Raw genomic sequence first — 19,269 nt, 5'->3', positions numbered from 1 at the left:
GTTATATTTTACTACATGAGGTTTATTTTGGATATTATTAATAAATATGTATAAATTGATAGAAATGAGAAGTAATGATACGAATTAATAAAAAAGGTATCGCGATGATACCTCTTTCTAACTCAAGAATGCCAACATATTATTCATAATATGAAATAACATAGCTGGAATAATGGATTTTGTTTTTTTACATAAAATAGCCATTAATAATCCCATGAAGAAAGTAATTACCATTACGCCAAGTGAGTATGTATGAGCGATACCGAAGAAGAAACTTGTTACGATAGCTGCAATCCAAAATGGAAAGCGTTCTGAGAAGAAGCGGAGTATAAAACCACGGAAAATCAGCTCTTCAAAAATTGGTGTAAGTATTGCGAAGCCGAGAAGTAATAATATTTGATACTGCTTGAAAACGTCTAAGTTAAGTGCGGAAGATTGCTGCTTTGTTGCGTCTTGGAACATATAATTTAACAAGATGTAATTGAGTAAAATATTTGTAGCGAAGAAAAGAAGTAAGTATACGTATGTACGCCATTCTTTAAGTGCTTTAAAGTTAAAAGATTTTAGTAGTAATTTTTTTGCGGGTTCGAATTTAAAAATGAAGAATAACAACACGGCTAGTTGTAATACGATACTTGCAGTATTTGCAATAGATTCATACAGGGCAATTTGTTTTTTATCTGTAAGACCGGCTGTATAAATTGTTAAGGGCATTGCGAGGAACACAGTAATAAGTCCGGTTCCGAAAAAAGCGAATAAAACGGAGCTAATAAATTGTCCCCATGACATAGAGTATTTCTGTTCATTAGAAAGTTGTGTAGCGGGTTGCATTTGTAAAATCACCTCTTTATATTTGTATATTTAATTATAAAGTATTTTGTTTTTATATGTAATATTTAAATATTACATATAAAGGTGTATTTTCCATAAAATAATAAAAGAGGTATCACCCTATAGTGATGCCTCTTTCTCATTGATAACTATGTTCTGCCTTGTTATTCGATTTTGATTGCTCTATTTGCAATTCACGTTCTACCAATCGGTCTAACTGTTGAATAGCTCTTAATGCTTTTTCATAAGAAATCGTTCTATAATGGTGCGCTCCGCCCGGTTCTTCATCTGCTTCGTCTGCCCATTTAATAATGTTTTGAAGAGATGTTCTTTCAATTTCTTGCTGTACTAAGAAAGAATCTGTATGAAGAAGAATCGCGATAGAAATTTCTTTTGCTAGTTTCGGATGTTCTCCTAATCTAATAAGCAATTTATGAGCTCTTTCTGCTCCTTTAATCGCATGTATATCATTCTTTTTATACAAGTCATAATCCCATTCTCCCTCGCTGTACCATGTGTGATGTCCGATATCATGAAGGAAACCAGCTTTTGTTGCAGCATCGACTGAGGCATGATGCTTTTTCGCTAAGTGAAACGCATGGTAAGCGACAGCAATCGCGTGGACCATTCCAGAACGGTTTACATATTTTTGTGTAATGTGATGTTTAAAAACTTGTTCAAGCGTAATACGTTGCATAAAACATTCACTCCTTTTATCTAATGGTGTCTATAAAGAAAATCGATCGGTTTAAATGTATTTTGAATATTGTACTCCATCTGTGTAGCGTTAGTAAAGTAGAAATGTTTAGGAGAAGAAAAATTTTATAGACATAAAAGGTCACCTTAGTTTTTTTCTAAGGTGACCTTTTATTGTTTATTTTTTTAATCCTTGCTCTAGTGTTCCTAACATTTCGTGTTTTTCATTTTCATCAGCATTTTTCCAAATGACTTCGAATAAAACGCCAAGACCTGGAAGCATTTTTTCTTCACCGCTTTGAATTGCATCGACAATCGTTTCTTGTAATTGATCTTGTGAATTTCCAGATACATTCGCTAATACAGCACCGCGTAAATTAAAACTCATTATTTTCACCTCTTCTTCAGAATTGAAACTGACGTTAGTTTTTGTTCTTTTTTATGTAAATATGTATGAAAAATAGGCTATAATGATAAGACAAGAAGAGAGGGAAATACATATTATGAAAAACATTGATTCAGTGCAAAATCCGCGTGTGAAGCAGTGGAAAAAGCTGCAGACGAAAAAAGAGCGCGATAAAAAAGGTTTATTTTTTGTAGAAGGATTCCACTTAGTGGAAGAAGCTTTAAAAGCAGGAGTTGTAACAGAACTTATCGTTTCTGATCAGACAGATCTTCCGAAAGATTGGACAGTTAATGATGTGGAAATGTATATCGTACCTGAAGCAATCGTAAAAGTACTCCGTGAAACAGAAACGACGCAAGGGGTATTTGCTGTTTGTGAGAAACACGAGAGTGAAGTAGCTCTTGCAGATGGAAAGTTTCTTTTATTAGATGGTCTTCAAGACCCGGGCAACTTAGGGACAATTATTCGTACAGCTGATGCAGCTGGTATTCATGCTGTTGTGCTTGGAGAAGGGTGCGTTGATGCATATAATAGTAAAGTGCTTCGCTCTACACAAGGTTCTATTTTCCATTTACCAGTTGTAAAAGGGAACTTAGAAGAGTGGGTAGACAAGTTAAGAGAAAATAACGTTCCTGTATATGGAACAGCTCTTGAAAATGGAGTTCCGTATGGTGAAGTAACACCAGCTGGTGGTTTTGCATTAATTGTAGGAAATGAAGGAAGCGGCGTAAGCCAAGAAATTCTTGCAAAAACGGATCAAAACTTGTATATTCCGATTTACGGCGGGGCAGAATCATTAAATGTTGCGGTTGCAGCAGGGATTTTAACGTATTATTTACAAAGCCCAGTTGCGAACAAATAAAAAACTTCTTATAATAAGTTGAAGTATATTATATTAAAAGTTAAATAACGAAAAACGTTGATAGAGAAGAGTAACTTACAAAATCGCCATATAGGGAGAGAATGCCTTAGACTGAAAGCATTCTTATGGTAGACGGAAGTGAATTCACCTCTGGAGTTGACGCCAGGACCATATATATGTAAAGGCGTTCCGGTCAGAATTGATCGTTATAACTAATGAGTGGGCAGACCTGGTCTGTCAATTTAGGGTGGTACCGCGAATTTACCTCGTCCCTTTTTGGGAGCGAGGTTTTTTTATTTTTAAAATTAGGAGGGTTCCAAATGGAAGCACGTTTAAAAGAGCTAAAGCAAAAAGCGTTAGAGCTTATTGAAGAAGCGAAAGAGCTAAAGGGCTTAAACGACGTACGCGTAGCGTATTTAGGAAAAAAAGGTCCAATTACAGAAGTATTACGCGGCATGGGAAAATTATCAGCAGAAGAGCGTCCACGTATGGGAGCATTAGTAAATGAAGTACGTGAAGCGATTCAAACGCGTTTAGAAGACAAAATTGGAAACTTAGAAAAAGCAGTAATTGAAGCGAAATTAGCTACGGAAACAATTGATGTTACACTACCAGGCCGTCCTGTTGAAACAGGTTGTCACCATCCGTTAACAGCTGTTGTTGAGCAAATTGAAGATGTATTCATCGGTATGGGGTATGAAGTAGCTGAAGGAACAGAAGTAGAAAAAGACTACTACAACTTCGAAGCATTAAACTTACCGAAAGATCACCCAGCGCGTGATATGCAAGATACATTCTACATTACAGAAGAAACGTTACTACGTACACATACATCTTCTGTGCAAGCACGTACGATGGAAAATAATAAAGAAAAAGGCCCAATTAAAATTATTTGTCCTGGTAAAGTGTATCGCCGCGATGACGATGATGCGACGCATTCACACCAATTCATGCAAATTGAAGGTCTTGTAATTGATAAAAACATTCGCATGAGTGACTTAAAAGGTACACTGCAAGTATTCGTGAAAAAGATGTTCGGTGAAGATCGTGAAATCCGTCTTCGTCCAAGTTTCTTCCCATTCACAGAGCCATCTGTAGAGATGGATATTTCTTGTATGATGTGTCACGGCAAAGGTTGCGGCACTTGTAAAGGAACTGGCTGGATCGAAATTTTAGGCGCAGGTATGGTTCATCCGAACGTACTTGAAATGGCTGGTTATGATTCAAAAGAATATCAAGGTTTCGCATTCGGTATGGGCGCAGAGCGTATCGCAATGTTGAAATACGGCGTAGATGACATTCGTCATTTCTATACAAATGATGTACGTTTCTTACAACAATTCAAACGAGCGTAAGGGAAGGAGAGGATAAGTATGTTCGTATCATATCGTTGGTTACAAGAGTATGTAGATATTAAAGATGTAACAGCACAAGAACTAGCAGACAAAATCACGAAAAGTGGTATTGAAGTAGAAGGTGTTGAATTATTAAATAAAGGTGTAAAAGGTGTTGTAGTTGGTCACGTATTAGAATGTGAAAAACACCCAGAAGCTGATAAATTAAGCAAATGTTTAATCGATATCGGTGAAGAAGAGCCAGTTCAAATTATTTGTGGAGCTGCTAACATTGCAAAAGGTTTAAAAGTACCAGTTGCAAAAGTTGGTGCTGTACTTCCTGGCAACTTCAAAATTAAAAAAGCAAAACTACGTGGTGAAGCTTCTCACGGTATGGTTTGTGCGCTTCAAGAGCTTGGTATTGATGGAAAGTTAGTTTCAAAAGAATATGCAGACGGTATCTTCATCTTCCCAAGTGACGCTGAAGTTGGTGCAGACGCACTTGAAATTTTAAACTTACATGATGAAGTACTTGAGCTTGGTTTAACACCAAACCGTGCAGATTGCTTAAACATGTTAGGTGTTGCATATGAAGTCGCTGCTATTTATGGCCGTGAAGTAAAACTTCCAGCTATCAGCTTACAAGAAACAGCAGAAAAAACTTCTGATTACATTTCTGTAAGTGTAGAAGCGAAAGAAGAAAACCCATTATATATTGCAAAAATGGTGAAGAACGTAAAGATTGGTCCATCACCAATGTGGATGCAAACGCGCCTTATGGCAGCTGGCATTCGTCCAATTAGCAATGTAGTGGATATTACAAACTACATTTTAATGGAATACGGTCAACCGTTACATGCATTCGATTACGATAAATTAGGTTCAAAAGAAATCGTTGTTCGTCTTGCAAAAGAAGGCGAAAAAATTGAAACGTTAGATGATCAAGAGCGTACGTTACAAAGCCACCACCTTGTAATTACAAACGGAACAAAAGCTTTAGCTGTTGCTGGTGTAATGGGCGGAGCGGATTCTGAAGTTACAAATGAGACAGTAAACGTTTTAATTGAATCTGCATACTTTGCAGGTCAAACAGTGCGCCGTACATCAAAAGACTTAGGTCTTCGCAGTGAATCAAGCGCACGTTTTGAAAAAGGAATCGATCCAACACGTACATTTGAAGCAATTCAACACGCAGCTGCTTTAATGGCGAAATACGCTGGCGGAGAAGCACTTGAAGGTGTAGTAGAAGCTGACAACTTACAAGTACAAGAGCGTACAGTATCTGTTACTGCTGAAAAAGTAAACCGTGTATTAGGTACAAATATTTCTGCAAGTGAAATGGGTACAATGTTCACAAACTTGAAATTCCCATTCACAGAAGTAGAAGGAACATTCCATGTGAATGTACCAGCACGTCGTCCTGATATTACAATTTCAGAAGACTTAGTAGAAGAAGTGGGTCGTCTATACGGTTATGACCACATTCCAGTTACATTACCTTCTGGAACAATGACTCGTGGTAAATTAACATCAGCACAAACGAAACGTCGTAAAGTACGTCGCTTCCTAGAGGGTGCTGGTTTATATGAAGCGATCACATATTCATTAACAAGCGCTGATAAAGCGAAGCAATATATGGTCGAGCCAAATGAAAAAGCTCCTGTAAATCTTGCACTTCCAATGAGTGAAGAGCGTAGCCAACTTCGTTTAAGCTTAGTACCGCAATTACTAGAAGCTGTTTCATATAATGTGGCACGTAAAAACGATAGTGTTGCTTTATACGAAGTAGGTTCTGTCTTCTTACCAACAGAAGCAGGAGAACTTCCGAAAGAAGAACAACATCTTGCCGGTGTTATGACAGGACTTGCTCTTCACCATGCATGGCAAGGTGAGAAGAAAGTAGTAGACTTCTTCGTTGTGAAAGGTGTACTAGAAGGATTATTCGACGTACTTGGCGTTGCAAACCAAATCACTTATGCACCAGCAAAACGTGAAGGGATGCACCCAGGTCGTACAGCTGACATCGTATTAGATGGCGAAGTAATTGGTTTCATCGGTCAATTGCACCCAGAAGCAGAAAAACAATTAGATGTGAAAAATACATTCGTATTCGAATTATCTCTTGTAAAAGTATTTGGTGCAGACGCAGAAGAAACTTACTACACAGCAATTCCACGTTTCCCATCTATGACACGTGATATGGCTGTTGTCGTAACGAAAGAAACAAAAGCTGGTGAAATGAAGCAAGTTATTGCTGAAGCTGGCGGAGAACTTCTGAAAGACGTAACGCTATTTGACTTATACGAAGGTGAAAAAATGGAAGAAGGCAAGAAATCACTTGCATTCTCTATGACATACTTCGATGCAGAACGTACGTTAACAGACGAAGAAGTAACAGAAGCACATAACCGTGTATTAACAACGGTAGAAGAGAAGTTTGGTGCGGAGTTACGTAAGTAATGAGAAATTGCCGGATTAAGCCCGGCAATTTTTTTATGGCACGATTGTCGGAAAATCGATATATTACAAAAATCGCTGATATATTTTTTGGTATCTTGCATCTTTCTCTCGAATGTAGTACATTAATTTTAGTTTAACAAAATGAAAGACGATGATAAGGAAAAGTAGTATATACTATAATCCAAAGCGAGTCAGGGACGGTGAGAGCCTGATGAGGCGGTATATGTGAAGAACACCTTGGAGTTGCTAACCGAAATTGAATCTTGTATTCAAGAGTAGACTTAGACGGGAATCCGGCCTGTTACAAACCGGGAAGTATGTATTACATACGAGTTAAAGTTGGTCTTTATGACAAATTGGGTGGTACCGCGAAGTTTAACCTTTCGTCCCTTTATGGATGAAAGGTTTTTTTGTATTTAAATATATGTGCAAAGGAGAATTTCACTATGGAAAACACATTAGTAAAAAGTCTGTATAGAGATACAGATAAATACGCAGGTCAAACAGTACAAGTATCAGGGTGGATTCGTAACTTACGTGATTCAAAAGCATTTGGTTTCATCGAATTAAACGACGGTAGCTTCTTTAAAAGCGTTCAAATCGTTTTCGATACAGAGTTAGAAAACTTCAAAGAAATTGCAAAACTTCCACTTAGCTCTTCAGTTAAAGTAGAAGGTACAGTAATTGCAACGCCTGGAGCGAAGCAACCATTTGAAATTAAAGCAGAAAAAATTGATATCGAGGGCTTATCAGATTCTGATTACCCACTTCAAAAGAAACGTCACACGTTTGAATACTTACGTACAATCGCTCACTTACGTCCAAGAACAAATGCATTCTCTGCAACGTTCCGTGTACGTTCTGTCGCAGCATTTGCGATTCACCAGTTCTTCCAAGAGCGTGGATTCGTACATGTTCATACACCAATCATCACTGGTAGTGATACAGAAGGTGCAGGCGAAATGTTCCGCGTAACAACGCAAGATTTAAACAACGTACCAAAAGGTGAAGACGGACAAGTTGATGAATCAAAAGACTTCTTCGGCAAAGAAACAAACTTAACAGTAAGTGGACAGCTGAACGCTGAAGCTTATGCATTAGCATTCCGTGACGTATACACATTCGGACCTACATTCCGTGCAGAAAACTCTAACACAACTCGTCATGCAGCTGAGTTCTGGATGGTTGAGCCGGAGATTGCATTCGCTGAATTAGGCGACGTAATGGATCTTACAGAAGATATGCTGAAATATGCAATGAAATACGTACTAGAGCATGCACCAGAAGAAATGGAATTCTTCAACAGCTTCGTTGATAAAACAGTTCTTGAGCGCATGAACAACGTAATCAACTCTGACTTCGGTCGTATCACATATACAGAAGCAATTAAAGTGCTTCAAGAGTCAGGTGCTGACTTCAAATATCCAGTAGAATGGGGTATTGACTTACAAACAGAGCACGAAAGATACTTATCAGAAGAAATTTTCAAACGCCCTGTATTCGTAACTGACTATCCAAAAGACATTAAAGCGTTCTACATGCGTATGAATGAAGATGGAAAAACAGTAGCTGCTACTGATCTTCTAGTTCCTGGCATCGGCGAATTAATCGGCGGAAGCCAACGTGAAGAAAGAATGGACGTTTTAGTAGACAGAATTAAAGAATTAGGTATGAACGAAGAGGACTACTGGTGGTACTTAGAACTTAGAAAATACGGCGGTACAAAACACGCTGGATTCGGTCTAGGTTTCGAGCGCTTCCTAATGTACATCACTGGCATGGCTAACATCCGTGACGTAATTCCATTCCCAAGAACTCCAGGTTCTTCTGAATTCTAAAATATGAAAAAAGCGAGAGGATTTCCTCTCGCTTTTTATTTTGCATAGTTTATTACCTCGTAGCAAAAAGTAACACGAAGGGGTGAATATAAATGAGTAAAAAAGTGAAAAAAGATCATTCAAGATCAAGCCTTGGTTCTCCAGAAATAGAAGGACAAGGAACGACGGCACATGAAACAGGTTCTCATAAAGTATCTTCATCAAATAAGAAGCAGAAAAGAAGTTAACATAAAAAAGGAGAGTCTTGGCGGCTCTCCTTTTTTTATATGTATTACACCTTAATTTCTTTTGTAATTTTATCTACATCTTTGTCTAATCGATCTAAATAGAAAAACCACAGTAAACTCATAAGCACGTAATAGATAGCCATCACACCAAGATTATCAGATATATTTTCGAATGTAGATTTAGTAGTGAAAAAAGCTCCCCAAATGGTAGAAATAGTGAGGTAAGAAAGTGGGCCCACGAGGTGTACGAAAACATATAATACCTTTTTAACTTTTACAGCGTTCATATGAAATATCTCCTTATGTAAACAATCCTTTTTTTCTAATCATAGATTCAAGTTCCTCACAGAAGTACTGTAGTTTTGCTGGATTATGTATTAACAAGCGGGCATCGTGTTTCCCGATAAATCTTCGAATCCGAAAGTTTAATAAGAAAGAACGGCCATAACGCTCTATTAAATCGTTGAACTCTCGTTGTTCACTTAGTAGCTGAATGTTTTCTCTAATTTCAAACTGTCTTTCGTGTGGATCGCCTAGTAAAATATTTAGAATCATTTGTAGAAGTAGCAATGGGAATCTCCTCCTATGTTAGAATAATCTGTATATTTTAATTGTAACAAAATTATAAGGATAATAGTAGGGGAAACAAAAAAACAGGAGTTTGTAGCCTCCTGTTTTTGTCGATACTATTTTAATAAGCGAAACGCCTTCTCCTTATTAGCGAAATGCATTTTCACAAACTCAGGTAATCGTTCTTTACCAAGCTTTTGAATTAATTTAGCAGCTGCAATATCAACTTGTTTACCAGCACCTTTTGGAAGTGGCATACCGGCTTTTTTGCTTAGTTCGTCAAACTGTTTTACGAATGAGTAACGAGCTAAAATGGAGGCAGCGGCTACTGCTAAGTGTACGCTTTCGCCTTTCGTCGCGAAGTAAACATTTTCACGCTGTACCTGTTTTTGTTTTGCTAAATATTTGTAGTATGTATCAGGTTGTGTGAATTGATCGATTAAGACGCCTTCAGGTTTTGTAGGTGCAATTTTAGCTAATAAGTTTGTAATAGCTTTATTATGCAGTAAAGCTTTTAACTTACCTTGGTTGTTTCCTTTATCAAATAGCTCGTTATATTTTTCATTATGAAGGACAAGAGAGCTGTAAGGAACAACGTGTAGAAGTTGTTTTGCAATGGCAGTAATTTGATCGTCATTTAAGTTTTTAGAGTCTTTTACACCAAGTTCTTTTAACAGTGGGATTTGCTCCGCATCCACATATACAGCAACTACTGTCATCGGTCCGAAGAAATCACCAGTACCAACTTCATCTGACCCTACGATAGACATTGTACCGATGGAAGCAGGGGGTGCATAACGGTGTGAATCTACAGATTTTTTTACAGCTGTTTTCGGTGTTTGAGAGACAGTTTGCCAACGAGAAGCTTCTGCTTCAGCACGGCCACCTTGGAACATTACTTTTCCAGATTTATAAGCTGTAATCGTGCAAGATGGCACCTTTGCCATGAAGATCCCGCCTTGTGGGGTTTTTGGACTAAGCGCTTGTTTGTATTGTTGTTTCATGTCTTCAATTACTGTAGAACTTGTTTGTATTACGATAGAATTTGACAAGATGGTCGCTCCTTTTTTTATATTGTTATTTTTATCATATCGGATTGTTCTTTCTGTTTCCATAATATGATGGTTCATGGTATGATAAACTTTAGGATTCTGTACGTGATTGGAGGCCGGTGAGTTGTCACAACAAAAGGGAAAGAAAAGTCGAATTAATGTAGAAATCTATGGTCAACAATATTCAGTTGTTGGCGATGAAAGTACAAGTCATATCCGCATGGTAGCAGCGATTGTGGATGATAAAATGCGCGAACTCAATGCCAAGAATCCTTCGCTTGACACGAGTAGACTAGCGGTATTGACGGCAGTAAACGTCATACACGATTACATAAAATTAAAAGAAGAACATGAGAAATTGAAAGAAAGTATGACAAAAAAAGGAATGGAATAACATGATTGATATTATTATCATTTTACTGCTTGTTATGGGATTTTTCCTCGGCTTACGCAGAGGGTTTATTCTGCAACTTGTAAAGTTAACAAGCTTTATTATCGCATACCTTGTTGCATACTGGTACTGTAAAGATTTAGCGCCAGCACTTGCGAAATTTATTCCGTATCCATTTGATAAAAACGTATCTGTTCCAGAATGGATTGATGCAAATAATATTGAGACAGTATTTTATCAAGCACTTGCGTTTATCATATTGTTTATTATTACAAAAATTGCACTTTCATTACTTGGTAATTTGTTAAATATGTTTGCAGAAATACCGGTTTTAAAGCAAGTCAATGCGTTTGCGGGGGCAATCCTCGGATTTTTAGAAGTATATATTATTTTGTTTGTTTTAATTATCGTTGGAAACATTCTTCCAATTGAACAAATACAAACACCATTACAAAAATCATCAATTAGCAAAATAATTGTAGACGATACACCGATTCTTTCTGAAAAGGTGAAGGAACTATGGCAGACAGGTAGCAGAGTATAACTTCTCTTTTTTCGGAAAGAGGAGTTTTTTTCTATGAAAGAAAGGCGGGGTAATGATGAAAGTAAATAAAAAACAAGTTATTAAATTACTAGAGACAATTGGGCTTTTTATGGAACTAAAGGGCGCGAATCCATTTAAAATATCTGCATTTCGTAAGGCGGCGGCAGCATTAGAAAGTGATGATCGTAGTCTTTCTGAGATTGAAGATTTCACGAAGATTCCGGGCATTGGAAAAGGAACAGCAGCAGTTATTCAAGAATATATAGAATCGGGAACATCTGAAGTATTACAAGAGCTTGAAAAAGAAGTGCCAAGTAGCTTATTACCGTTATTAAAATTACCAGGCCTTGGTGGTAAAAAGGTAGCTAAGTTATATAAAGAACTTGGTGTTGTTGATATGGAATCGCTAAAAGCGGTTTGTGAGGAAAATAAAGTACAAGCTTTAGCAGGTTTCGGTAAGAAGACAGAAGAGAAAATATTAGAAGCAATCGATCAAGTAGGCTCTCGTCCAGAGCGTTTACCAATCGCAATGGTATTACCTATTGCCGGGGAAATAGAGGAGAAATTGTCGAATATTGCTGAAGTAATTCGTTTCTCTCGTGCTGGTAGTTTGCGCCGTGTTCGTGAAACAGTGAAAGATTTAGACTTTATCATTGCAACGACAGAACCAGCTGCAGTACGTGAGCATTTACTGCAATTTGATAATATGATTGAAGTAATCGCAAGTGGAGATACAAAAGTTTCTGTTCGTCTTCAATATGAATATGATATTTCAATCGATTTCCGTTTAGTAAAACCAGAAGAATTTATTACAACCCTTCACCATTTCACAGGATCAAAAGATCATAACGTAAAAATGCGCCAAATCGCGAAAGATAGAGGCGAGAAAATTAGTGAGTACGGTGTAGAAAACTTAGAAACAGGTGAAGTGAGAACATTTGAAACAGAAGAGGAGTTCTTCGCTCATTTCGGTCTTCCATTTATCCCACCAGAAGTGCGTGAAGATGGAAAAGAAATTGAATTAATTAAAGAGTATCCAAACTTAATTCAGTTCTCTGACATACAAGGTGATTTACATATGCATACAACATGGAGTGATGGTGCTTTTTCCATTGAAGAGATGGTACAAGCGTGCCGTGCTCGTGGATATAAGTTTATGGCGATTACTGATCACTCACAATACTTGAAAGTAGCGAACGGTTTAACGAAAGAGCGCCTTCGTGAACAAGCGAAAGAAATTGAACGTATGAACGAAAAGTATCCAGACATTACAATTTTACGCGGAATTGAAATGGATATTTTACCGGATGCAACACTTGATTTTGACGATGAAGTATTAGCAGAATTAGATTATGTCATTGGAGCGATTCACTCTAGCTTCTCACAAGACCGTGAAACGATTATGAAACGTCTTCGTGCTGCGCTGGAGAATAAGCATGTCACAATGATTGCTCATCCGACAGGACGTCTTCTTGGACGCCGCGAGGGCTATGATGTGGATACAGATTTATTAATCGAGCTCGCAAAAGAAACAAATACAGTTTTAGAATTAAATGCGAATCCGAACCGTCTAGATTTAAGCGCGAAATTATTAAAACAAGCACAAGATGCTGGTGTAAAAGTAGCGATTAATACGGATGCTCATACGCTTGAAATGTTAGAAGATATGGAAACAGGTGTAGCAGCAGCACGTAAAGGTTGGATTCAAAAAGATAACGTGATTAACACGTGGAATATCGAACGTTTATTAGACTATATTAAACGTAATAAGTAACACAAGGGGGACCTGCAACATGTTAGAAAGAACGTTGCGTGTATTAGAATACAATAAAGTAAAAGAACAATTACTTGAACATACAGCCTCTTCACTTGGCCGTGACAAAGTGAAGCATTTAGTGCCAAGCACTGATTTTGAAGAAATTGTAGAAATGCAAGATACAACAGATGAAGCAGCGAAAGTCATTCGTTTAAAAGGTAGTGCACCATTAGGTGGTATTACGGATATTCGCTCAAATGTGAAGCGTGCAAAGATTGGAAGTATGTTAAGCCCGAATGAACTACTTGATATTGCCAATACGATGTATGGTAGTCGCAATATGAAACGTTTCATTGAAGATATGGTTGATAATGGTGTCGAGCTTCCAATTTTAGAAACTCATGTCGCTCAAATTGTATCTTTATATGATTTAGAAAAGAAAATTACAAATTGTATCGGTGATGGCGGTGAAGTAGTCGATAGCGCAAGTGATAAACTGCGTGGTATTCGTACTCAAATTCGTACTGCGGAAAGTCGTATTCGTGAAAAGTTAGAAAATATGACGCGTTCTTCCAACGCGCAAAAGATGCTGTCTGACGCGATTGTAACGATTCGTAACGAACGTTACGTAATCCCGGTAAAACAAGAATACCGCGGTGTATATGGCGGTATTGTTCACGATCAATCAGCTTCTGGGCAAACGTTATTTATTGAACCACAAGTCATTGTAGAGTTAAATAACGCGCTTCAAGAAGCACGAGTGAAAGAAAAACAAGAAATCGAACGCATCTTATTGATGTTAACAGAAGAAGTGGCAGTAGAAGCGGATATCGTTTTATCTAACGTAGAAGTAGTTGCGAATCTTGACTTTATTTTTGCGAAAGCTTTTTATGGGAAGCGTATAAAAGCAACGAAACCAATCGTAAATAACGAGCGTTATATGGATTTAAGACAAGCACGTCATCCGCTTATTGATCCAGAAATTATCGTGCCAAATAACATTATGTTAGGGAAAGATTTCACGACAATTGTTATTACAGGACCAAATACAGGTGGTAAAACAGTTACGCTGAAAACAGTTGGTATTTGTGTGCTAATGGCGCAATCTGGCCTTCACATTCCAGTAATGGATGAATCAGAGATTTGTGTATTTAAAAATATCTTTGCCGATATCGGTGATGAGCAATCGATTGAACAAAGTTTAAGTACGTTCTCCTCACATATGGTGAACATTGTTGATATTTTAGAAAAAGCTGATTTTGAAAGCTTAGTTTTATTCGATGAATTAGGTGCTGGAACAGATCCGCAAGAAGGGGCTGCATTAGCAATTTCAATTTTAGATGAAGTATGTAATCGTGGTGCTCGCGTTGTTGCTACGACGCATTACCCAGAATTAAAAGCATACGGATATAACCGTGAGAAAGTTATTAATGCGAGCGTTGAGTTCGACGTGAACACATTAAGCCCAACGTATAAATTATTAATCGGTGTACCAGGACGTAGTAATGCCTTTGAAATTTCGAAGCGCCTTGGACTATCTGATCGCGTGATTGATCAAGCTCGTAACCACATTAGTACAGATACAAACAAAATTGAAAATATGATTGCGAAGTTAGAAGAAAGTCAAAAGAATGCAGAGCGTGACTGGAACGAAGCAGAAGCACTTCGCAAGCAATCTGAAAAACTGCATCGCGAATTACAGCGTCAAATTATTGAATTTAATGATGAGCGCGATGAAAAATTATTAAAAGCGCAAAAAGAAGGGGAAGAAAAAGTCGAAGCTGCAAAGAAAGAGGCAGAAGGCATTATTCAAGAACTTCGTCAATTGCGTAAAGCACAGCTTATAAACGTGAAAGACCATGAGCTTATTGAAGCGAAGAGCCGTCTAGAAGGTGCGGCGCCAGAGCTTGTGAAGAAACAAAAAGTAAACGTGAAAAACACAGCGCCAAAACAACAATTACGCGCAGGTGATGAAGTAAAAGTGTTAACGTTTGGTCAAAAAGGTCAATTGCTTGAAAAAGTAAGTGATACAGAGTGGAGCGTACAAATTGGTATTCTGAAGATGAAAGTGAAAGAATCCAATATGGAATACATTAATACACCGAAGCAAACTGAGAAAAAAGCAGTCGCAAGTGTGAAGGGTAGAGATTATCACGTTTCGTTAGAGCTCGATCTTCGCGGTGAACGTTATGAAGATGCAATGATGCGCGTTGAAAAATATTTAGACGATGCACAGCTTGCAAGCTATCCGCGCGTATCAATTATTCACGGTAAAGGAACAGGAGCGCTTCGTCAAGGTGTACAAGATTACTTGAAGAAACACCGCGGTGTGAAAAACTACCGCTACGGTGACATGGGCGAGGGAGGCCTAGGCGTAACAGTTGTCGAATTAAAATAGCAAACAACGAAACAAAGGGGAACCATTATATGTTTATGGACAAACTTGCAAAAGTATTGTTAGCTTGTTGCGGAATATTTTTGGTAATTGGGGTTATTTATTTAGTTGTTTTTGCGAAGTAAAAGAGCGTCAATCGTGGCAGAGTCATATTGCCATAGATTGACGCTTTTAATATATAGGAAAAGGAATAAGCTATGAAAATCAACCAATACATAAGCGAAGCAAAATCCTGTTCAAGACGCGAAACAGACCGCCTTATTAAAGCAGGACGCGTCTGTATTAACGGTGAAATGTGTACGCACGGTGCACTTGTGAGCAATGGTGATGTTGTAACGATTGATGGACAGGTTATTGCAAAAGAAGAGAAGGAAAAGGTGTATATTGCCTTTCATAAACCAATCGGAATTACTTGTACAGCAGCCGATCATATTGAAGATAATATTATTGATTATATCAATTACCCAGAGCGTATCTTTCCTGTTGGGCGATTAGATAAAGCGTCGGAAGGACTAATCTTATTAACGAATGACGGTGCGATTGCAAATCAAATTTTACACGGTGATCATGAGCACGAGAAAGAATACATCGTTACGGTTGATAAGCCGTTTACAGATTGGTTTATTGATGAGATGTCCAGCGGTGTAAAGATTAAAGATGGAATGACGAAGCCTTGTAAAGTGACGAGAGTGGATCAATCTACATTTCGCATCGTTTTAACGCAAGGAATGAACAGACAAATTCGTAGAATGAGCCGTGCTTTCGGGTTTACTGTAACAAAGCTAAAGCGGGTTCGTATTATGAATATAGAGCTAGATGATCTAGAAGTGGGAAAATGGCGTAACATTACAGCTGAGGAATTAGAAATATTAATAGGGCAAATATAGGGAGGGGAAATTTTCTCCCTATATTTTTTTGTCAGAAAAAATAAAACTATTGATTTTTTAAAAAATAGCCCATATAATAAAAAACAACAAGTTTCGACAAGATATTTTATAAAAGTAATGATGAGGACATGAGTTGTTTTTGACGATTCTCAGAGAGGGAAGCCTAGGCTGTGAGCTTCCTAATACGGAAAGGCAAACTTACCACCTCTAAACTTCAAGAGTGAACTGCATGATGCATTGTAATTCTTGGCGGATAAAACCGTTATCAATTTACACGAGCTATAAAATGAGCTTATTTTGTTATAAATTCATTTTATTAGAATAAGGGTGGAACCACGATTTCAACACTCGTCCCTTTGTTAGGGACGGGTGTTTTTTGCGTTCTTTTACGGGGAAGTATGCTTGAAAGAGGATATGTGACGGTCTTTAATTCAGAATATTTTGTTAATCTAAAAATATGTAGGAGGTTAGTAGAAATGAAATCATCTTTAAAGTTTTCTGAGATGTTTGCAATAAGTTTAATGTTGTTTGCACTATTTTTCGGTGCAGGTAATATGATTTTCCCGCCGGCTTTAGGGCAAGGTGCTGGAACAGACGTATGGATCGCGTTATTTGGCTTTATCGTAACAGGTGTTGGATTACCTTTATTAGGGGTAATTGTTATAGCTCTAAAGGGAGATATTAATGAGCTAGCGGGACGTGTACACCCTGTATTCGCACTTGTTTTTATCACTGCAATTTATTTATGTTTAGGCGTATTCGTAAGTGTTCCGCGTACAGGAACAGTTGCTTATGAAATGAGTGTTGCACCATTTTTACCAAGTGAGATAGCTGGTCAATCTTATCCACTTGTTATCTTTACATTCATTTTCTTTGCAGTAACTTTCTATTTAGCTTTAAACCCATCGAAATTAGTGGGCCGCATCGGTAAAGTATTAACTCCGATTTTGTTAGCTGTTATAGCAATTATCGTAGGTAAAGCAATTATTACACCAATTGGAGAATTTGGTGCACCGACAGAAGCGTATAATGCTCCGCTCTTTAAAGGTTTTATTGATGGATATTTAACTTTAGATGGACTTGCAGCACTTGTTTTCGGAAATGTTGTTATTAATGCTTTAAAAGCAAAAGGCGTTACAAATAAGAACAGCATTGCAAAAGTAACAATCTTTGCAGGATTTATTGCAGCGCTCGGTTTACTACTTGTTTATTTAGCACTTGCTTATCTGGGAGCTTCTAGTGTGTCTCTTGGAATGGGAGCAAACGGAGGAATTATTTTAACAAACGTTGTAAATCATTTATTTGGTAGTTACGGAACTTTATTATTAGGGATCGCAATTACAGCGGCATGTTTAACAACTTCTGTAGGTATTGTTGCAGCTTGTGGGGAATATTTTTCTTCCTTATTACCAAAGCTTTCTTATCAAAAGGTTGTTTTCATCTTCTGTGTATTAGCATTTATGGTAGCAAACCTTGGGTTAACTCAGTTAAACGCATTAGCATTACCGATTTTAATTGCAATTTATCCAATTGGTATCGTACTGATTGTATTATCACTTGTTGAAAACTATATTCGTCTTCCATTAGCTATGTATGTAGGCGGTATTGTAGGAGCATTTGCAATTAGCTTCTTTGATGGATTGCATAATGCAAATCTTCAAGTAGCGGCCCTTGCTCCTATCTTAGATAAAATTCCACTATATAGTGTAGGGATTGGTTGGCTAGTTCCGGGTATCATTGGAATTGCAATTGGATATGTAGTTTCTTTATTTCAAAAGCAAGAAGTTGCTGTAGAAAAATAGTGAAAAGAGGCTTTCTATGAAAGAAAGTCTCTTTTTTTGTAGAAAAAATTGCATATAGGGAAATTTAGATATTAAAAATTTTATACGTAATATAGTTGACAAAAAAATTAGCATTAGGCTAAGATTGACTTAGTTGTGGAAATATTAGAAGGAAAGTGAGGAGTGAAAGGTATAAGGTTTTCTATAACGATATCATTTTGTAGATAGAGGTGATAGAGTAGGAGAATGGTTAGTTTTATTTTTTTTGACCTTCATTGAGAATGATAATCATCAAAAGAAATAGGGACTTATGTTAAAATGTAAATCGCTCTTTATAAGGAATAGGGAGGGATATTATTTTTAGCACATAGTGAGAATGATAATCAATAATATCTATATTACATAAATAAATTACAATTAAATAATGGTAGAGGATTATTATTTTTTTCTTATATATTGAGAATAATTATCATTTTCAAAAAGTGTGGATGAAAGATAAACAAGGAGGAAGTAAGCCAAATGAGAAAGATTTCTGTATTACCCGCTTTTATTATGACATTCGTATGTATGCTAGCTTTTTTCGTAGTGCCATTTGGACAAGCTTCGGCAAATGTAGCTGACGGTACTTACGATATTAACTATGTCATACAAAAAGCAGAAAATGATTCAGCTTCAATGGCAAATGATTATTTTGAAAAACCAGCTAAGTTAATTGTGAAAAATGGTGAGATGAGAGTACAAATTCCTATGAATCATAGTGCTTGGATTACAGAATTTAAAGCACCAGAGAACGGAAACTTTGTTGATGCAAAAGTTGTTAGTAAAGATGAATCTGCAGATAAAAGAATTGTAGAGTTTAAAATAGACGACCTATCTAAACCAGCAGCTGTAAAAATTCATGTTGTTGTACCTAACGTAAATTATGACCATAACTACACAATTCGCTTTGCATTTGATGCAAATGTAAAAGCGGTAGGTGGAGAAAATAAAGCAACTACTGTAACAAAGAATAATGATCAAACAAAAACAGATACACAAGTAAAAGAAGAAGTGAAGAAAGAAGAGAGTAAAGAAGCAAATAAAGAGGCAAGCAAAGGAACAAATGAAAGTGGAAAAGCTGAAAAAACAGATAACCCAAAAACAGGCGATGAAGCACGCATCGGATTATTTGCAGTGTTAATTCTTATTTCAGGTGTTTTCTTAATTCGTAAAGTACGTCAAAACTAAATAAAGGAGCGT

The 19,269-nt window shown here is 37.2% G+C and carries 18 protein-coding genes and 3 other annotated features; of the genes, 12 read left to right on the top strand and 6 right to left on the bottom strand.

The features are described 5' to 3' along the window. Positions 1–117: 117 nt before the first annotated feature. From ACU8YW_RS22695 to sspI, 3 genes are all read right to left on the bottom strand, one after another. Positions 118–831 carry a CPBP family intramembrane glutamic endopeptidase gene (locus ACU8YW_RS22695; protein WP_087985373.1) on the bottom strand — a complete coding sequence of 238 codons (714 nt, stop codon included), beginning with the start codon at positions 829–831 and terminating at the stop codon, positions 118–120. Positions 832–970: 139 nt separating this feature from the next. Then, the gene (locus ACU8YW_RS22690; RefSeq protein WP_426934087.1) at positions 971–1,528 is read right to left on the bottom strand and encodes an HD domain-containing protein; all 558 of its coding nucleotides are present in this window, start codon (positions 1,526–1,528) and stop codon (positions 971–973) included. A gap of 177 nt (positions 1,529–1,705) precedes the next feature. Next, positions 1,706–1,915 (bottom strand): small acid-soluble spore protein SspI, encoded by a 210-nt coding sequence (sspI, locus tag ACU8YW_RS22685; RefSeq protein WP_000009511.1) that lies wholly within the window; start codon positions 1,913–1,915, stop codon positions 1,706–1,708. Between the two features lie 82 nt (positions 1,916–1,997). Between sspI and ACU8YW_RS22680 the strand changes: the two genes are divergently transcribed. The 5 genes from ACU8YW_RS22680 (at position 1,998) to ACU8YW_RS22660 (ending at position 8,654) form a co-directional block, all read left to right on the top strand. Next, the gene (locus ACU8YW_RS22680) at positions 1,998–2,795 is read left to right on the top strand and encodes a TrmH family RNA methyltransferase (protein WP_137036649.1); all 798 of its coding nucleotides are present in this window, start codon (positions 1,998–2,000) and stop codon (positions 2,793–2,795) included. 48 nt (positions 2,796–2,843) lie between these two features. Then, positions 2,844–3,072 (top strand) — a binding site (T-box leader). Between the two features lie 43 nt (positions 3,073–3,115). After that, positions 3,116–4,150, top strand: coding sequence for a phenylalanine--tRNA ligase subunit alpha (pheS, locus tag ACU8YW_RS22675; RefSeq protein ID WP_000388220.1), 1,035 nt, complete (start codon positions 3,116–3,118; stop codon positions 4,148–4,150). 18 nt (positions 4,151–4,168) lie between these two features. After that, positions 4,169–6,589, top strand: coding sequence for a phenylalanine--tRNA ligase subunit beta (pheT, locus tag ACU8YW_RS22670; RefSeq protein ID WP_088609280.1), 2,421 nt, complete (start codon positions 4,169–4,171; stop codon positions 6,587–6,589). Positions 6,590–6,731: 142 nt separating this feature from the next. Continuing rightward, positions 6,732–6,983, top strand: a binding site (T-box leader). Between the two features lie 52 nt (positions 6,984–7,035). Beyond that, positions 7,036–8,427, top strand: a complete 1,392-nt coding sequence (asnS, locus tag ACU8YW_RS22665; protein ID WP_000432172.1) for an asparagine--tRNA ligase — start codon at positions 7,036–7,038, stop codon at positions 8,425–8,427. A 92-nt stretch (positions 8,428–8,519) separates the two neighbouring features. After that, entirely contained in the window at positions 8,520–8,654 is a 135-nt protein-coding gene (locus tag ACU8YW_RS22660) for a YuzL family protein (RefSeq protein ID WP_087985370.1), read from the top strand. A gap of 44 nt (positions 8,655–8,698) precedes the next feature. Here ACU8YW_RS22660 and ACU8YW_RS22655 read toward each other — a convergent pair whose 3' ends face one another. From ACU8YW_RS22655 to rnhC, 3 genes are all read right to left on the bottom strand, one after another. Beyond that, the gene (locus ACU8YW_RS22655) at positions 8,699–8,941 is read right to left on the bottom strand and encodes a hypothetical protein (RefSeq protein ID WP_088064540.1); all 243 of its coding nucleotides are present in this window, start codon (positions 8,939–8,941) and stop codon (positions 8,699–8,701) included. A 13-nt stretch (positions 8,942–8,954) separates the two neighbouring features. Then, positions 8,955–9,224 carry a hypothetical protein gene (locus ACU8YW_RS22650; protein WP_088064539.1) on the bottom strand — a complete coding sequence of 90 codons (270 nt, stop codon included), beginning with the start codon at positions 9,222–9,224 and terminating at the stop codon, positions 8,955–8,957. 116 nt (positions 9,225–9,340) lie between these two features. Beyond that, entirely contained in the window at positions 9,341–10,276 is a 936-nt protein-coding gene (rnhC, locus tag ACU8YW_RS22645) for a ribonuclease HIII (RefSeq protein ID WP_088064538.1), read from the bottom strand. A gap of 124 nt (positions 10,277–10,400) precedes the next feature. On the opposite strand from rnhC, the gene zapA reads away from it, so the two are divergent. The 7 genes from zapA (at position 10,401) to isdC (ending at position 19,257) form a co-directional block, all read left to right on the top strand. Beyond that, positions 10,401–10,670: a cell division protein ZapA gene (gene zapA / locus ACU8YW_RS22640; RefSeq protein ID WP_000082701.1), complete on the top strand. Its 270-nt coding sequence runs from the start codon at positions 10,401–10,403 to the stop codon at positions 10,668–10,670. Position 10,671: 1 nt separating this feature from the next. Then, positions 10,672–11,211: a CvpA family protein gene (locus ACU8YW_RS22635; protein WP_000565411.1), complete on the top strand. Its 540-nt coding sequence runs from the start codon at positions 10,672–10,674 to the stop codon at positions 11,209–11,211. A gap of 55 nt (positions 11,212–11,266) precedes the next feature. Further along, the gene (gene polX / locus ACU8YW_RS22630) at positions 11,267–12,985 is read left to right on the top strand and encodes a DNA polymerase/3'-5' exonuclease PolX (protein ID WP_088064537.1); all 1,719 of its coding nucleotides are present in this window, start codon (positions 11,267–11,269) and stop codon (positions 12,983–12,985) included. Between the two features lie 19 nt (positions 12,986–13,004). After that, the gene (locus ACU8YW_RS22625) at positions 13,005–15,365 is read left to right on the top strand and encodes an endonuclease MutS2 (RefSeq protein ID WP_048544317.1); all 2,361 of its coding nucleotides are present in this window, start codon (positions 13,005–13,007) and stop codon (positions 15,363–15,365) included. A gap of 194 nt (positions 15,366–15,559) precedes the next feature. After that, entirely contained in the window at positions 15,560–16,249 is a 690-nt protein-coding gene (locus ACU8YW_RS22620; protein ID WP_088064536.1) for a 23S rRNA pseudouridine(2604) synthase RluF, read from the top strand. A gap of 108 nt (positions 16,250–16,357) precedes the next feature. Continuing rightward, positions 16,358–16,608, top strand: a binding site (T-box leader). Between the two features lie 117 nt (positions 16,609–16,725). Next, positions 16,726–18,051: a branched-chain amino acid transport system II carrier protein BrnQ6 gene (gene brnQ6, locus ACU8YW_RS22615; protein ID WP_048544310.1), complete on the top strand. Its 1,326-nt coding sequence runs from the start codon at positions 16,726–16,728 to the stop codon at positions 18,049–18,051. 498 nt (positions 18,052–18,549) lie between these two features. Next, positions 18,550–19,257: a heme uptake protein IsdC gene (isdC, locus tag ACU8YW_RS22610; protein WP_098133590.1), complete on the top strand. Its 708-nt coding sequence runs from the start codon at positions 18,550–18,552 to the stop codon at positions 19,255–19,257. The last annotated feature ends 12 nt before the right edge of the window (positions 19,258–19,269 follow it).

It is taken from the genome of Bacillus pretiosus (genome assembly GCF_052947655.1).
The sequence above is the reverse complement of the archived record's forward strand: the minus strand, read 5'-3'. Positions and strand labels throughout refer to the sequence as shown.

What these genes read in the sequence shown, in the direction of transcription:
- isdC (WP_098133590.1), top strand. Translation starts at nt 18,550, where the DNA reads ATGAGAAAGATTTCTGTATTACCCGCTTTTATTATGACATTCGTATGT.
- ACU8YW_RS22690 (WP_426934087.1), bottom strand. Translation starts at nt 1,528, where the DNA reads ATGCAACGTATTACGCTTGAACAAGTTTTTAAACATCACATTACACAA.
- pheS (WP_000388220.1), top strand. Translation starts at nt 3,116, where the DNA reads ATGGAAGCACGTTTAAAAGAGCTAAAGCAAAAAGCGTTAGAGCTTATT.
- ACU8YW_RS22625 (WP_048544317.1), top strand. Translation starts at nt 13,005, where the DNA reads ATGTTAGAAAGAACGTTGCGTGTATTAGAATACAATAAAGTAAAAGAA.
- asnS (WP_000432172.1), top strand. Translation starts at nt 7,036, where the DNA reads ATGGAAAACACATTAGTAAAAAGTCTGTATAGAGATACAGATAAATAC.
- pheT (WP_088609280.1), top strand. Translation starts at nt 4,169, where the DNA reads ATGTTCGTATCATATCGTTGGTTACAAGAGTATGTAGATATTAAAGAT.
- ACU8YW_RS22660 (WP_087985370.1), top strand. Translation starts at nt 8,520, where the DNA reads ATGAGTAAAAAAGTGAAAAAAGATCATTCAAGATCAAGCCTTGGTTCT.
- ACU8YW_RS22635 (WP_000565411.1), top strand. Translation starts at nt 10,672, where the DNA reads ATGATTGATATTATTATCATTTTACTGCTTGTTATGGGATTTTTCCTC.
- ACU8YW_RS22695 (WP_087985373.1), bottom strand. Translation starts at nt 831, where the DNA reads ATGCAACCCGCTACACAACTTTCTAATGAACAGAAATACTCTATGTCA.
- polX (WP_088064537.1), top strand. Translation starts at nt 11,267, where the DNA reads ATGAAAGTAAATAAAAAACAAGTTATTAAATTACTAGAGACAATTGGG.
- ACU8YW_RS22620 (WP_088064536.1), top strand. Translation starts at nt 15,560, where the DNA reads ATGAAAATCAACCAATACATAAGCGAAGCAAAATCCTGTTCAAGACGC.
- ACU8YW_RS22680 (WP_137036649.1), top strand. Translation starts at nt 1,998, where the DNA reads ATGATAAGACAAGAAGAGAGGGAAATACATATTATGAAAAACATTGAT.
- ACU8YW_RS22655 (WP_088064540.1), bottom strand. Translation starts at nt 8,941, where the DNA reads ATGAACGCTGTAAAAGTTAAAAAGGTATTATATGTTTTCGTACACCTC.
- sspI (WP_000009511.1), bottom strand. Translation starts at nt 1,915, where the DNA reads ATGAGTTTTAATTTACGCGGTGCTGTATTAGCGAATGTATCTGGAAAT.
- brnQ6 (WP_048544310.1), top strand. Translation starts at nt 16,726, where the DNA reads ATGAAATCATCTTTAAAGTTTTCTGAGATGTTTGCAATAAGTTTAATG.